Below are 14,275 nucleotides of genomic sequence, written 5' to 3' on the forward strand. Positions count from 1 at the left end.
CCATTGGACCGCGGATGGCGCGCGGCGGGATGGGCGAGGTGTTTCGCGCGGTCGCGCTCGGGCCGGACGGCGAGGAGGTCCCGGTCGCCATCAAGCGAATCGTCCCGATGCACGCTGGCAGCGACGATCTCAGGCAGCTCTTCATCGCCGAGGCGAGCATGATGACCCGCCTCAAGCACCCGAATATCGATGAGGTGCTCGACTTCGGCGTCGATGATGCGGGCGACTTCTACCTCGTGCTCGAGCTCGTGTCCGGGACGGATCTCGGGCGACTCTGCAAGGGGCTCTGGGCGCGCGGGGAGTCCGTCCCGGTGCCGATCGCGCTCTTCGTCGCCGCCCAGGTACTCGAGGGGCTGGGCTACGCGCACGAGCGCTCGGCCGCCGAGGGGCGGCTGATGGTGCACCGCGACGTGAGCCCTGGAAACGTGCTCATCTCGCTGAGCGGCGTCGTGAAGATCGCGGACTTCGGCGTGGCGATCGCCACGCGGGGCGACGTGGGGGACACCGCCCGGCGCGACCTGGTCGGGAAGCCGAGCTACATGCCGCCCGAGCAGTTCGACGGCGAGCGCGTCGACGCGCGCGCCGACGTGTTCGCCCTCGGGGTGGTCCTGTTCCAGATGCTCACCGGGACGCGGCCCTTCCCCGGGAGCAGCGCCGCCTCGCGGATGGCGGCGGCGCGCGAGGGGCAGATGTTGCGGGCGAGCGAGCTGCGCCCCGAGGTGAGCCCCGCGCTGGAGGCGATCCTCGCGCGCGCGCTCGCGCCGCGCCGGGACGACCGCTTCCCCGACGCGCGCGCGATGCTGGAGGCGATCGAGGCGCTGCGCGAGGCAGGCCACGAGATCGGCACGCCGGAGGACCTCGGGGCGCTCGTGAGCGCCGCGCTGAAGGAGTCGCCGGAGTCGCGTCCGCCGGGCCCCCACACGCCCGAGCTCCCCGAGGACGAAGACGATCTGGAGGGGGGCGAGCTGACGCGCGCCGACGCGGACAGCCCCTTCACCCTGCGCGCAACGCGACGCCCCGGCCCATCGTCGCAGGTGCTCGGTGGTGAGGCCGAGGCGCTCGATGCCCTCGATGCGCTCGATGGCATCGACGCGGCGCTCCCGGCGCCGTCGAGCGCCCCGGTGAGCGGCGGGTTCCACGCCGTGGCGCCGGCGTCCGGCGAGGAGAGCTCGCTCGAGCCGCTCCAGGCGTCGAGCCTGAGGGGGGCGGTCTCCTTGACGCCGAGGCCGCGCGACGAGGCGCGGCCGCCGTCCTCGGCGCCGGGCGCGGTCCTGCCGCCGGCCGGGGCGACGCGGCAGCGCCTGCTCGCGGCGGCGATCGCCTGCGCAGCGCTGGCGGGGATCGCGGTCGCCAGCGTGCGCGTCGGCCGCGGCGGACCGAGCGCAGCCTCCCCCGCGGCCGTGCAGCGCGCCGTTCGGGCAGTGCAGCCGCAGATCACCGCCGCCGTGCAGGCCGCGCTGTTGCCCCTGCGAAGAGCTCCTTCCCCTGCGAGCCCCGCCGAGGGCGCTGCGCCGGCCGCGGGCTCTACCGCGGGTGCCGCGCCGGCCGCGGGCACCGCCCCCGCCACCGCGCCGGCCGCGGGCACCCCGTGAGCCGCATCGCTTGCGGCGCTCGGTCCGCTCGGTTAGCAGCGCGGCATGCGACGCCCTCACGTTCTCCTCGTCCTCGCCCTGACCGCGCTCGCCGGGTGTAGCGCCTCGCCGCCCGCAGCTCCGCCGCCTCCGACGGCTGCGCCCCCGGCTCAGCCCGATGCGCCGCCCGCTGCGGCGGCCCCCGCCCCGGGCGACGCGGTCGCCCCGGCGCCGCTATCGGTCGCCTCGGTCGAGGTGCCTGCTGCCCTGCGCGCCGTCGTCGACGCCGCCGATCGCGCGGACGCCGACCGGGCGCTCGACGCCGGCCGTAAGCCTGCGGAGACGCTCGCGTTCTTCGGCATTCAGCCGGGGATGAAGGTCGCGGAGCTCGCGGCGGGGGGCGGCTACTCGGCCGAGCTCCTGGCGCGGGCGGTCGGGCCGGGAGGGGTCGTCTATGCGCAGAACAACCGCTTCGTCCTCGAGCGCTTCGCCGAGAAGCCGTGGAGCGAGCGGCTCAAGAAGCCCGTGATGAAGTCGGTGGTCCGGGTCGATCGCGAGCTCGACGACCCGTTGCCGCCCGAGGCGCGGGATCTCGACGCCGTGTTCTTCGTGCTCTTCTACCACGACACGGTGTGGATGGAGGCGGACCGGGCCGCGATGAACCGCGCGGTCTTCCGCGCGCTCAAGCCCGGCGGCGTGTTCGCGATCGTCGATCATGCCGGGCGCGCCGGGACGGGCGTCACCGAGGTGAAGACGCTCCACCGCATCGAGGAGAAGATCGTGCGCGAGGAGATCGAGCGGGCCGGCTTCCGGCTCGCGGCCGAGGCGACCTTCCTCCGGAGCCCCGCGGACACGCGCGACTGGAACGCCTCGCCGATGGTGGCGGGCGACAAGCGGGGCACGAGCGACCGCTTCGTCCTGAAGTTCGTCAAGCCCGGGGGCTGAGCGGCCGCCGCGGCGTGGGCTCATCGCTGGCAGCGGGGGGGCGGCGGCGGCGCATGCCATGCGCCATCGGACCCGCCCTTCGGCGCATGAGCGGCGCTCACCCGTCGGAGCGAACGCAGCGCACGAGCCGCCGATCGCGGACCGTGTGGTCCTGCGATGCGCCGTTCGTGAAGTTGACGAGGACGGCCTTCTCCGCGCTGCCGATGGCGGGCGTCGACGACCAGAAGACGTCGGACGGCGTCCCCGGGAAGGCCGCCAGGTCGATCGCCGGCCCGGACCGCCGATCATCGACGATCGAGAGCAGCTCCTTCGCGCTCGGCAGCCGCCAGTCGCTCTTCGCGGCGAGGCCGAGGTCCTGGCAGTGCGCGAGCGCGTCGCTCCAGATGAACCGGGTCTGGGAGGCGTGGCGCTGCCAGACGAGCCCCGTCGAGCGATCGAGCACCCAGTCCTCGCCGGGCGAGAGATCGGCCGGCGCGATCCCCTTCACACCTCCGACGCACAGCGCCCGCGCGCCGGCCGTGTCGTCCTTCGGGAAGAAGCCGAGGGACGCATCGCTGGCCAGCACACCCCAGGCGAACGAGCTGTCCGCGGCGACGTCGGTCGCGGACCAGTAGAAGCTGTCCTGGGTGGACGTGAAGAAGATATCGGGAAACGCCGTGGCATGGCCGAAATCCAGGATGGAGACGAGCTCGATCCGCGTCGGCAGGCGCCAGTCCGAGAGGCCGCCGATGCCCTGGGCGCTGAGCGCCGCGCAGTGCTCCTGCGCGCCGACCAGCGTGAACATCCCGTTCTCCACCACCTTTTCCCAGGTGAGCCCGGTCACCGAGTCTTCCACCGCGCCGTCGGCTTCTGTGTAGGAGGGGACGGCGATCTCGTAGTTCCCGTCCTGTCCGAAGAAGGGCGCCGAGGGCCCTGGGCACGCCTCCAGCACGGTGGTCCCGTTCGAGCAGCGCGTGGTCGGCGAGTCCGGCCATGTCACCGGCACGGGCTGCGGCCCTCCGCCGCCGGTCCCTCCCCCGGCGCCCCCGCCGCCGATCGGCTCGCCGCCACCGCCGCCGATCGGTTCGCTGCCGCCACCGCCGATCGGTTCGCCGCCGCCGCTGCCGAACTGAAAGGGCTCTCCGATGCATCCGGCGAGCGTGACGGACTCCACGAGCAGCGCGGCCAACAGCCAGGTGAAGCGAAGGGCGTGAGGGGTCTCGTTCGGCATGGGCAAGCGGCGGCGCCAGGAGAGGATCCGGGCCAGCAGCCTATCATTCACCGGGGCGCGGGGGTCGACTTCCTCGCAGGCGCCTCGCGCTGCAGGCTCGCATCACCACCGCCCGCCGCCCGCCGGCCGCCGCCCGCCGCTTCGTTCCCCCCCGCGCGCGTTTGCCCGCGCCCGCGCCCGCGTCGGCGGCGTTCGCGCCGCCCGCGCGGGCCGGTCAGTCCATGAGAGGCGAAGCGAGCATGATGGAAGAACGACGCGCGGCGGAGAGTGGGGTTGATCCCGTGCACCTCGGTGCCTCTCCGCCGCGTCGCCCTCTTCTACGCAGGTTGCGTCTGGCGCCCTCTCCGCCTTTGCGGGCCGAGGGTCCGCCGCGTCACGGCGTCGTGTAGTCGACCTTCACCGTGTAGGTGCTCTCCGCGTACCCCTGCACGAGGAGGAAGGCCTCCGACTGCCCTTCCGGGACCGTCAGCTCGCACGTCTCGTCCGCGCCGTCGAGGTAAGGCCGGCAGTCGAAGGCGCTCAGGGTGGGCTGCTCGCCGAACCGCACGTAGAGATCGGGATCCCCGGTGCCGCTCATCACGGCCCGGAAGGTCGTGCCCGGGACCACCGAGATTGGCCCGTGGGACGCCGTCTCGCGCCGCGAGACGCTGCCGTCGAAGCTCGTCGACGTCTCGGTGCCGCCGCCTCCGGGCTCACCTCCGGGCTCGCCTCCGGGCGCCTTCGGCGCGGAGTAGCGCACCTCGATGTCGTAGGTCGAGGCCGTGAAGCCGTGCACCTTGACGAAGGCCCTCGTCTGGCCCTGGGGCACATCGAGCGTGCAGGTCTCGTTGGCGTCGCTGAGGTAGGGCCGGCAATCGAACGCTCTCGCCGTCGGCGCATCACCGAACTTCACGAAGAGATCGGGGTCTCCGGTCCCGGTCATGACGACGGTGAGGGTCGTCCCGGCCACGACCTCGAACCCCTCGGCGGGCCCGACCGCATCGAAGGCTCCCCGGGCGACGCGACCGCTGAAGTTCTCGGTGGTCGGCTCCCCGGCCGGCGGCTCCCCGGTCGGCGGCTCCCCGGTCGGCGGCTCCCCGCCGCCTCCATCACCTCCGCCGTCACCGCCGTCTCCGCTCGACGTGCCATAGAGCGACCGGACGCCCGCGATGTCCTTCTCCGTGAGGACGAGCGTGCTGTCGCCTGTGCCGTTGCACTGGGGATAGTGCATGACGGACGCGCCGTCGTACTCGGTGAGGGAACGCCAGTTGTCGTCCTCGAAGCAGGTGCCCGACTCAGGACGGGTGTGCTCGTGACGGAAGCCAAGGGTGTGGCCGAGCTCGTGGCGGAGAATGCCCGTGATCGTGGGCCGCGTGCTGTCGAAAGCGGTCCTGTCGATCAGCACGTTCCGCGAGTACCTCGACTGGCCGGGGAAGAAGGCGCGCGCCAGGTACTGGCCGCCGGCGCTGACGGGGTTCACGTCGAACAGGACCTCGCTGGTGCTCGACGTGCAGCGCGAGTCGGCAGATTCGACATGGATGAAGTCGACGTCCGTGACGTCCTCCCATGCCTTGACGGCATCCGCCATCGCCGTGACGACCTCCTCGTACTTGTCCCCGAATCTCGTGCTCACGCAGTACGAGAGGTTGTGCCGCTGCTCCGCCGTCCAGATGACGTCTTCCCCGCCTTCCTGGTTGACGATCAGCGCACCACCGCGCACATGCGCCTCCCAGAACTCGCGCAGATGCTTGATATCTACGACCGGCGTGTCCCCGTTAACAATGTAGATGCCGGTGTCAGGCTCCCGGAACACCGTCCGCTCGAATCGCTCAAATCCCAGCTGATTCGTGCCAACTTCCTCGGTGTCGGCGCCGCCGACGTCTGCCGAGCAACCAGCCGCGGCAGCGGTCAAACCAGCGATCACCAGAACGAGCTTACGGGCGATCACATTGCTCTCGTGCGTCTTTGCAGGATGCATTTGGAGCTCCTTTCGGGGGAGGCGAATCACGCTGTCCACGCGAACTCGATGAGACCCAAATGCCTTAACCCGATTTGACCCTCAGTCGGATAGCCAAATCTGACCGCCGTTCATAAAAAGGGTTCAGGATTGTAAAAAATTTCGAAGAGAGCGGACGCGGTTCCCTTGTCACAGGAAAATTCCTGTAATACGCGAAGCGAACAGATCGTGTCGGACAGACACACTGGAAAACAACACATCTTGAGATCGGGCGACGCGTACTTGCACCAGGGCGGCATCAGGATCCTCCTGCCTCTGTTGCGCCGATGAAAGGCGCGGAACGCACGCATGCAACGCGACGGCTGCAACGCGACGCGCGCGGGCGCAGCTGCGAGCGCCGCGGCAGCCGACAGCGCGCGGACACCTCCGCGGGCGCCGAGCGCGGCGCGATCCTTCAGGGCAGCGTCGGGGCGGCGCGCAGCGCTCGTCGCGCGGGACGACGGCGGGCGCTCACCCGCGCGCCGACAGGATCCGGCTGAAGGCCTCGCCGACGGCGCGCGCGAGCTCGACCATCCGGCGCGAGCCGCTCGAGGTGTCGAGGATCCGATCGGCGACCAGGATCATCGCGGGCCGGCCGACGACCTGCACGGCGACGGCGGCGACGTCGAGGCTCGGGTTGACCATGACGTCGAGCAGCGGCGCGTGGGTGGGGGTGCCGGGGATCGGGCCGACGTAGAGGTGGGTCGCCACGGCCGTGGCGAGCACGCTCGGCTGATCCATCGGGAGGGAGAGCTTGCGCAGCGCCTCCTGGTCGCCGAACTCCGCGTTGCACGCGAACCCACGAAAGACCCCGCGGTGCGCGGCGAAGATGGCGACACGCCCGGCGAACAGCCGCAGCCCCCGGAGCGCGAGCCGGATGACGTCGTCGCGCGTGCGCGCGAGGTACAGCGCGTCGATGACGTCGCTCAGATCGACGAAGGGCTGCGGCGGCGGATCGTCGTCGAGAGGATCGCCGAGCTCCGGCTCGGGCGCGGGGGGCAGCGCCGGGAGCCGCCCGGAGCGCCTGCTCGACGGCGGCGCCGCGCTCTCCGGGCGAGCCCTGCCGCTTCCAGGCGACGGGGCCTCCGCATCGACGGAGCGGCGGCGCGAGCGCGGCGCGAGGCCGGAGGGCGCGTCGAGCGGCAGCCGGCCGAGGCGCCGCGTCGAGGGGGCCGGCTCCCGCCCGGCGCTGTCCGGCGCGCGGTCGGGGCCAGGCGAGGCCTGGGGCAGGATCGAGGCGAGCAGCTTGAAGGGCGGCGAGATCTCCACGGGCGGCGGCGGAAAGGAGACGGCCGGCGGCTCGACCGCCGGCGCGCGCAGGGCCGCCTGACGCCCGGTCGCCCTCCTGCCGGCGCCGCGTTCGGCGTCCGCTGAGCGGCGAGCGCTCGAGGGAGAGCCGCGCGCGCCGGGGGCCGCCTTGGCGTGGCGGAGCGGCAGGATCGCGTCCTCGTGCGCCGCCGGCGTGTCCGCGCGCTGAGCGTGACCGTTGTGCGCCGCTCCGCGGTGGCCATGCTTGCCGCTCGGCGCATCGACCAGGCTCGCCTCGTCGAACGACGGTACCGAGGAGCGACGGATCAGCGGGATGGGCACCTCGGACGACGGCGGCGGCGGGATGGTCGACTGGGGCGCGCCGTGCGGAAACGCCGGGGTCGCGCGCCGCGCGCGGGAGGGGACCTGCTCCCGCTCGTCGAGATCGAGAGCGCGGATGGCCTCCTCGATCGCCGTGATCGGCGCGCGGAAGATGCGCACCGGCGCGCCGAGGTGGAAGCTGAACTCGTCGGCGATGTGGCGATCGAGCGGATCGGCCGCCGCGACGTCGATGGTGCCGACGCCGGGATCGACGCGGATCGGGACGGCGCCGAGGCGGCGGCACATGGCGCGCGGCAAGCGCGCGACGAGATCGCGGGCGCCGACGACCTGCCGGAGCGCGAGGCCGCCGTTGCGATCGAGCTCCTCCTCCAAGGCGCGCTCGCTGAGGGCGGCGCGGTCGATGAGGGCGCGAGGGAACGGGATGCCCCGCAGGACCGCCACGAAGAGGGCGGCTTCGACCTCAGCCTTGGAGACGGCGCCGGCGGCGATGAGGAGGCGGCCCAGGTCTAGCGACACTCGCTGCACAATACCAGAAAGGACGCTGCCAGCGTGCAGCGCCCCGCATCCGGTCACGACGGACGCTGCTCCTTCTGGACGGGCGGCGAGCGGCCAGCGGGCCCGCTCCCTCACCACCCCAGGCGGCGGGGTGGCGCGCGCTGGGCGAGGGAGAGAGCCAGGCGAGCTCATGGGCTCGCACCGAGCGCTGGCTCACGTCCTGGCGCGGAGCGCTTCCGCGGCGGAGCCATGTGGCCGATATGACAACAGGCCAGGGGAGGACCGAGAGACCCGGAGTCCTCACCGGGAGAACTGAAAGACCACCTCGCTCTGCCGCACGAGACCCAGGTTGTCGCGCGCGATCCTCTCCACGGCGGTCGGGTCGTCGCGCAGGCGCGCCACCTTGCCGCGGAGCGCCTCGATTTGCCGCCCGAGCTCGGCATTCTCCTCCTCGACGTCGGCGAGCTCTCTCTCGAGCTCCCTCAGGCGGGGCAGCCCCTGCGGCGAGAAGATCATGATCGGTGCGCCCACGACGGCGACGATGAGCACCGCGATGGGGAGGGTCCGCTCCAGGAACTGCACTATTCGACGCACAGACATCCGCTCGCACGTCCTCCGCGCTCCTGTCAACTTTCCTCCAGGGTTCCTGCAACTCCGCGTTACCTGTTACCCGGCCTCTCGGCGGGGCAGGCGCGGTGAGCACGACCCCGCACGCCGCGTCGATCGACGTCGATTGCGCCCACGTCGAGCGCCGCCGTCGCGCCGCGCGCCGCCGAATCCCCCTGCAAAACAGGCGTTCGTCGGATGTCGCATGGAGCCCCAAGCTTCGCTAGCATGACCCACGTCCCCCGCCGTCCGGCAGGTCCGCTGCGCGCGCAACGCCGGCACGAGGGCTCGGCCCGAGGAGTCCCATGTCGATTGATATCGTCCGAGGCGAGCTCGAGCGCCTCTTTTCGCTCGATGAACTGATGGCCCTGTCGTCCGACCTCCTCGGCTTCAGCCCGGCCGAGATCGGGGGCAGCGCCTCCAAGGCCTCCTTCGCGCGCGCCCTCACGGATCATTGCGTCGAGCGCGACGCCATCGATGCGTTGATCGATGCCGTCATCGCCTCACGCGCAGAGGTCGACGCGCGCGTCCGCGCCCTCGGCGTCCATGGGCTCGGCCTGCCCGAGGAGATCGGGCCCGGCGAGGCGTTCGGCGACTACATCGTCACGAGAAAAATCGGCGAGGGCCCCCGGGGCCTTGTCTACGCGGCGACCCGGGGGACCGAGCCGCGGACGCTCAAGGTGCTCCGGCGCGAGGCGACCCGGGACAGCCGGGCGGTGCGCAGGTACCTCACCCACGTCCGCCTGGCCGCGCAGGTGCACCACGAGAGCCTGGCGAGCGGCGTCGACGCGGGGATCGTGGGCGGCCGGGCGTTCGTGGCGTACACGCACGTCGACGGGCTGCCGCTCTCGGCGCGCCTCGCGCGCTCGGGGCCGCTCCACATCAACGAGGCGAAGCCGCTGCTCCGCGGGATCCTCGGCGGGCTCGCCGCGCTCCACGAGCAGCGCCTCGTCCACGGCGCGCTCAAGCTCGAGAACGTCGTCGTGGCCCGCGGCGAGGACGGGGAGCCGATCCCGATCCTCGTCGACGTCGGCGGCGATCGGCTCGGCGCCGGGTGGTCCAGCCCGGAGCTCGTCGAGGCGGCCAGCCCCGAGCAGCTGCGCGGCGAGAGCGTCGGCCCCGCGAGCGATCTCTACGCCTTCGGCGCGCTGCTCTTCGAGCTCCTCACGGGCAAGCCCGTGTTCTCGGGCGCCGCCGCGGTCGACATCGCCGTCGCCCACCTCATCGAGCCGCCGCCGCCGCCGAGCGCGGTCGCGCCGCGCGGCTGGGTGAGCAAGGACATCGACGAGCTCTCGGGGCGCCTGCTCGCGAAAGCGCAGGACGCCCGGCCGAGGGGGACGCGCGCGGTGCTCGACGCGATCGAGCCGCTGGGCAAGCCGCAGCAGCAGGAGTCGGCGATCGAGGGCGCGCAGCTGAACGACCTCATCGATCGGCTCGTCGCGAGCCCCACGGACACGGAGCTCGCGCTCGCCGTAGAGGCGGCCGTCGATCGGGGAGCGGACCCGGGGCGCGTGGCCGAGGCGCTCGTGATGGCCTCGGAGCAGATCGACGCGGGCTCGGCGCCAGGGCAGGGCGACGACCAGGCCGTCGCGGCGAGGAAGCTCCTGCACTTCCGGGCGGCCAGGATCTACGAGAAGGGGCGGCTGCACGACAAGGCGGAGGCGGTCTACCTGCGCCTCCTCGAGCTCGCCCCGGGCGACGACATCGCCTTCAGCGCGCTCGAGGAGCTCCGCAAGGCGCTGGGCAAGCACGAGGAGCTCGTGGAGATGCTCCTCCAGCGGAGCGAGCGCGCCGAGACCGCCGGCGAGCGCGCCCGGGCGCTCAACGAGATCGGGCACCTCTACGTGCGGGAGCTCGACGACAAGGACCAGGGGGTGTTCGCCTTCGCCCAGGCGCTCGCCCAGGATCCGGAGCAGGACGCGTACGCCGTCGACCTGGAGCGCGCGGCCGGCAACGACATGAAGGTCTGGTCCGAGGCGCTCCAGATCCTGAGCCAGGCGAGCACCGACGAGGCGATGCCGGCCGAGGCGAAGCTCGCGCTCTTCAACCGGCTCGGGCCCTGGTATGCGGAGAAGGTCGCGCGGGCGGACCTCGGGATCCCGTGCTTCCAGTTCGTGCTCGGGCTCGACCCCGCGAACGAGGAGGCGCTGGAGGGGCTCTCGCAGGTCTACCGCCGCGCCCAGCAGTGGCAGGAGCTCGTCCAGGTGCTGCTCTCGCGGGCCGATCGCGCAGCGACCCCGGGGGAGGCGCGCGACCTCCGCGCCGCGGCGGCCGAGCTCCTCGAGACGAAGCTGAGCGACGCGGGCCGCGCGCGCGACCTCTACGAGCAGATCTTCACCGAGGACCCCGGGCACACGAGGACGTGCGAGGCGCTGCTCAGGATCTACCGGCGCGCCGAGGATCACGCGGGCTACGCCAGGATCCTCGAGCGGCGCGCGGAGGCGCTGCGGGGCGAGGAGCGCGTCGACACGATGTGCAAGCTCGCCGAGCTCTACGAGGATCGGCTCGGCGACCTGGGCGAGGCGACGCGCCGCTACGAGGCGGCGCTCGAGCTCGATCCGGCCAGCCTGACCGCCCTGCGCGGCCTCGATCGCATCCACAGCCGCGCCGGCAGCTACGTGGCGCTCCTCCAGAACCTGGCGCGACAGATCGACGTCAGCGCGACGCCGCGCCAGAAGATCAACCTCTACGAGCGGATCGCCGGCATCCACGACGAGGAGTTCCTCGATCACGCGAAGGCGGCCGAGGCCCTCGAGGCGATCCTCGGGATCGACAGCGCGCACGAGGGCTCGCTCGCCGCGCTCGGGCGGCACTACCGCGCCCTCGAGCGTTGGGAGGACGTGGTGTCGCTCTACGAGCGGCAGCTCGGCATCGTGCCCGACGACAAGCGCCGGGAGGAGCTGCTGCTCGCGATGGGGCGCGTGCTCCTCGATCAGGTCGGCTCGCCCGAGCGCGCGCGCAAGGCCTATGAGCGGGTGCTCGCGATCGATCCCCACCACGCCGGGGCCCTGGAGTCGCTCGCGCACGTGCGGGCCGCGACGGGCGACGCCGCGGCGGCGCTGAGCGCGATCGAGTCGCTCGCGGCGACGGCGAAGACCGCGGAGAGCAGGGCCGATCTCTGGATCCGCGCGGCGAAGCTGCTCGAGGAGAAGGGCGATCGGGACGGGGCGATCGAGCGCTACAAGATGGCCCTCGAAGCGCAGCCGCAGAACGCGGGCGCGTCCTCGGCGCTGCGCGCGGCCTACCTCGCCCGGGGCGACGCGACGAGCGCCGTCGAGCTCATCGCGCGCGAGGCCGAGGTCGCGGAGGGCAACCTCGCCAAGGGCCGCCTGTACGGCGAGATGGCGCTGCTCCTCCGCGAGCGCCTCAAGGACGACGGGCGCGCCGCGGAGGCGGCGACGAGGGCGGTCGACCTCGATCCGACGGGCGTGCTCGGGCTCATGATCTCGGGCGATCTCGCGTTCGAGGCGGGCCGCTTCCTCGAGGCGGCGCGGCACTACGAGCTCCTGGCGAGCCGGGTCGACCTCCTGCCGAAGGAGCAAGGGCTCAAGCTGCTGCTCCGCTATGTCGACGCGCTCGGCAAGAGCGGCTCGAGCGGCAAGGCGATCGGCACGGTGAAGGCGCTGCTCGCGCTCGCGCCGGACGATCCGGCGGCGCTCTCGCGGGCCGCCAGGGTCAACCTCGACGCGGGCAGGGAGAAGGAGGCCGCGGAGCTCTACGGCCGCCTCGTGGACCGGTTCGGCGCCGGCCTGCCGGAGCGCGATCGGGCGGAGGCGCTCCTCGGGCTCGGCGAGGCGAGGCTCGCGGCCGGCGACCCGGACGGCGCGGTGTCCGCGCTGAACGGCGCCGCCGATCTCCTCCCGGAGTCCCCTGCCCCGCTCGCCCTGCTCTCCAGGGTCTTCGAGGCCAAGGGGGACTGGGAGGAGGTCGTGCGCGTCAAGCACCGGCGGCTCGACGTGGTGACCGGCGAGGAGCGGAGCGCGCTCCTGCTCGAGATCGGCGACCTGCTCGCGGCGCACCTCCACGACCGGGCGCGCGCCGCGAAGAGCTACGTGGCGGCGCTGGACGAGCGCCCGGAAGACCGGAAGATCCTCACCAAGCTGATGCAGCTCTACAGCGAGGAGAAGGACTGGTCGAAGCTCGTCGACATCGTCCTCAAGCTCGCCGCCAAGATCGACGACAGCCGGCAGAAGGCGAAGTACCTGCACACGGCGGCGATCGTGAGCGCGCGGCAGCTCGGCGATCTCGACCGGGCCGCCACGTTCTACGACGAGGTGCTGGCGCTCGACCCGTCCCTCACCCGGGCGCTCGCGGAGGCGATCGACCTCCGCGGCGAGAAGGGCGACCACGAGGAGGTGGAGCGCCTGCTCAAGGTCGAGCTCGACAGGGCGACCGAGGAGAACGACACGGCGAAGATGCTCGAGACGTTCGACCGGCTGGGCGCCGTCTACAAGGACAAGCTCGGCTGGATCAGCGAGGCGATCGACGCCTACGAGGCGGCGCAGACGCTCGATCCGGACAGCGAGGAGCGGAACGAGCTCCTGGCGAACCTCTACGCGAGCAACCCGGCGGAGTACCTGGACAAGGCGGTGGCCGCGCAGGCCCCGATCCTGCGGCGCAACCCGTACAAGCCGGACGCGTACCGGCTGCTCCGGAAGATGTACACCGAGGCGAAGCGCGCCGACGCGGCCTTCTGTCTGTGCCAGGTGCTCTGCTGCCTCAGCGCCGCCGAGCCGGACGAGGAGCGCTTCTTCCGGCGCCTGCGCCCCGACACGGCCGCGGCGGCGCAGCAGCCGCTCGACGACCACGCGTGGGCGACCGCGCTCGTCCACCCCGACGCGGATCCGCTCCTGACCGCGGTCTTCGGCGTCATCGAGCCGGCCGTGCTCAGGAAGAACGGGCAGCCGCTGGAGGAGCTCGGTTACCAGCTCGCCTACCAGCTCGATCTCTCGCGCCACCCCTACCCGATGTCGCAGACGCTCTACTACGCGGCGGGTGTGCTGGGCCTCGCGCCGCCGCTCACGTTCCAGGATCCGAACGACGGCGGCGGCGTCTCGTTCCTCCACGCGCACGTCCCGGCGATCGTGCTCGGCGCCGCGGCGCTCCAGATGGACCTGCCCACGCAGGCCGCCGCGTTCATCGCGGCCCGCCACCTCACCTACTACCGCCCGGGCATGTACCTCCGGCACCTGGTGCCGACGGGCACCGGCCTTCGCGCCTGGCTGTTCGCGGCGATCAAGCTCATCTCGCCCACGTTCCCGATCACGAAGGAGCTGGAGGGGCCGGTGATGGACGACCTGGCGGTCCTGGAGCCCATCCTCGTCGGGCCTGCGCGCGATCAGCTCGCGAGCGCCGTGACGAAGCTGCTCCAGGCCGGCGCCATCGACCTGAAGCGCTGGGTGTCCGGCGTCGACCTGACGGCCGACCGCGCGGGCTTCCTCCTCGCCAACGACCTCGAGCTGGCGCAAGAGATGATCAAGGCGACCGACGAGGCGAGCGCCCTCCCCCACAAGGAGAGGCTCAAGGAGCTCACGCTCTTCGCGGCCAGCGAGGAGTATTTCGCCATCCGGCAGCGGCTCGGCATCAACATCGACAGCTGAGGGCCGGCCCCTCGGTCGCGGAGCGCTCGCGCCCGGCCTCGAGCTACGCCTGGCAGGACCGCGGGCGCAATCTGGCAGGGCCGGTCAACTGGATCATCGACGATCCAGCTGCGGGATGTCGCTTCCTGCCCACTTCCGCACCGGACTGGTTGACGGATAAATCCCCAAATTGCTAGGCTGCTGGCCGGCATTAGGCCTTTTCGATCGTATGTTAGCTCGCCGCAGCGTGGCAGCGGGCAGCCTGAGCGATTGTGTGAAAGCACGCCCATGGCGGCAAAGAAGA

Annotated in this window: 7 protein-coding genes; 3 read left to right on the forward strand and 4 right to left on the reverse strand. The window is 72.2% G+C overall.

The genetic code is table 11. The features are described 5' to 3' along the window. The first annotated feature begins 14 nt into the window (after positions 1–14). Together WMF46_RS21370 and WMF46_RS21375 are read left to right on the forward strand one after the other, a co-directional pair. Positions 15–1,592, forward strand: a complete 1,578-nt coding sequence (locus tag WMF46_RS21370; RefSeq protein WP_437987274.1) for a protein kinase domain-containing protein — start codon at positions 15–17, stop codon at positions 1,590–1,592. Positions 1,593–1,637: 45 nt separating this feature from the next. Next, positions 1,638–2,516 carry a class I SAM-dependent methyltransferase gene (locus tag WMF46_RS21375; RefSeq protein WP_437987275.1) on the forward strand — a complete coding sequence of 293 codons (879 nt, stop codon included), beginning with the start codon at positions 1,638–1,640 and terminating at the stop codon, positions 2,514–2,516. Between the two features lie 97 nt (positions 2,517–2,613). On the opposite strand, the gene WMF46_RS21380 is transcribed toward WMF46_RS21375, so the two are convergent. The 4 genes from WMF46_RS21380 to WMF46_RS21395 all read right to left on the reverse strand — a co-directional run bounded on the left by WMF46_RS21380 (position 2,614) and on the right by WMF46_RS21395 (position 8,386). Continuing rightward, a complete protein-coding gene (locus tag WMF46_RS21380; protein ID WP_437987276.1) occupies positions 2,614–3,726 on the reverse strand; it encodes a DUF1566 domain-containing protein in 1,113 nt (370 codons plus the stop codon). Between the two features lie 373 nt (positions 3,727–4,099). Next, positions 4,100–5,683: a pre-peptidase C-terminal domain-containing protein gene (locus WMF46_RS21385; RefSeq protein ID WP_437987277.1), complete on the reverse strand. Its 1,584-nt coding sequence runs from the start codon at positions 5,681–5,683 to the stop codon at positions 4,100–4,102. 489 nt (positions 5,684–6,172) lie between these two features. After that, positions 6,173–7,807 (reverse strand): hypothetical protein, encoded by a 1,635-nt coding sequence (locus WMF46_RS21390; RefSeq protein ID WP_437987278.1) that lies wholly within the window; start codon positions 7,805–7,807, stop codon positions 6,173–6,175. 279 nt (positions 7,808–8,086) lie between these two features. Continuing rightward, complete coding sequence (locus tag WMF46_RS21395) at positions 8,087–8,386, reverse strand: FtsB family cell division protein (protein WP_437987279.1); 300 nt, start codon at positions 8,384–8,386, stop codon at positions 8,087–8,089. A gap of 311 nt (positions 8,387–8,697) precedes the next feature. On the opposite strand from WMF46_RS21395, the gene WMF46_RS21400 reads away from it, so the two are divergent. Then, positions 8,698–13,992 (forward strand): protein kinase domain-containing protein, encoded by a 5,295-nt coding sequence (locus tag WMF46_RS21400; protein WP_437987280.1) that lies wholly within the window; start codon positions 8,698–8,700, stop codon positions 13,990–13,992. Positions 13,993–14,275: the final 283 nt, after the last annotated feature.

The organism is Sorangium sp. So ce117, assembly GCF_051524395.1.
Lineage (GTDB): Bacteria > Myxococcota_A > Polyangia > Polyangiales > Polyangiaceae > Sorangium > Sorangium cellulosum_B.

Excerpts from the sequence above, each read along its gene's own strand:
- WMF46_RS21380 (WP_437987276.1), bottom strand. The coding sequence starts at position 3,726 with ATGCCGAACGAGACCCCTCACGCCCTTCGCTTCACCTGGCTGTTGGCC.
- WMF46_RS21375 (WP_437987275.1), top strand. The coding sequence starts at position 1,638 with ATGCGACGCCCTCACGTTCTCCTCGTCCTCGCCCTGACCGCGCTCGCC.
- WMF46_RS21385 (WP_437987277.1), bottom strand. The coding sequence starts at position 5,683 with ATGCATCCTGCAAAGACGCACGAGAGCAATGTGATCGCCCGTAAGCTC.
- WMF46_RS21395 (WP_437987279.1), bottom strand. The coding sequence starts at position 8,386 with ATGTCTGTGCGTCGAATAGTGCAGTTCCTGGAGCGGACCCTCCCCATC.
- WMF46_RS21400 (WP_437987280.1), top strand. The coding sequence starts at position 8,698 with ATGTCGATTGATATCGTCCGAGGCGAGCTCGAGCGCCTCTTTTCGCTC.
- WMF46_RS21370 (WP_437987274.1), top strand. The coding sequence starts at position 15 with ATGGCGCGCGGCGGGATGGGCGAGGTGTTTCGCGCGGTCGCGCTCGGG.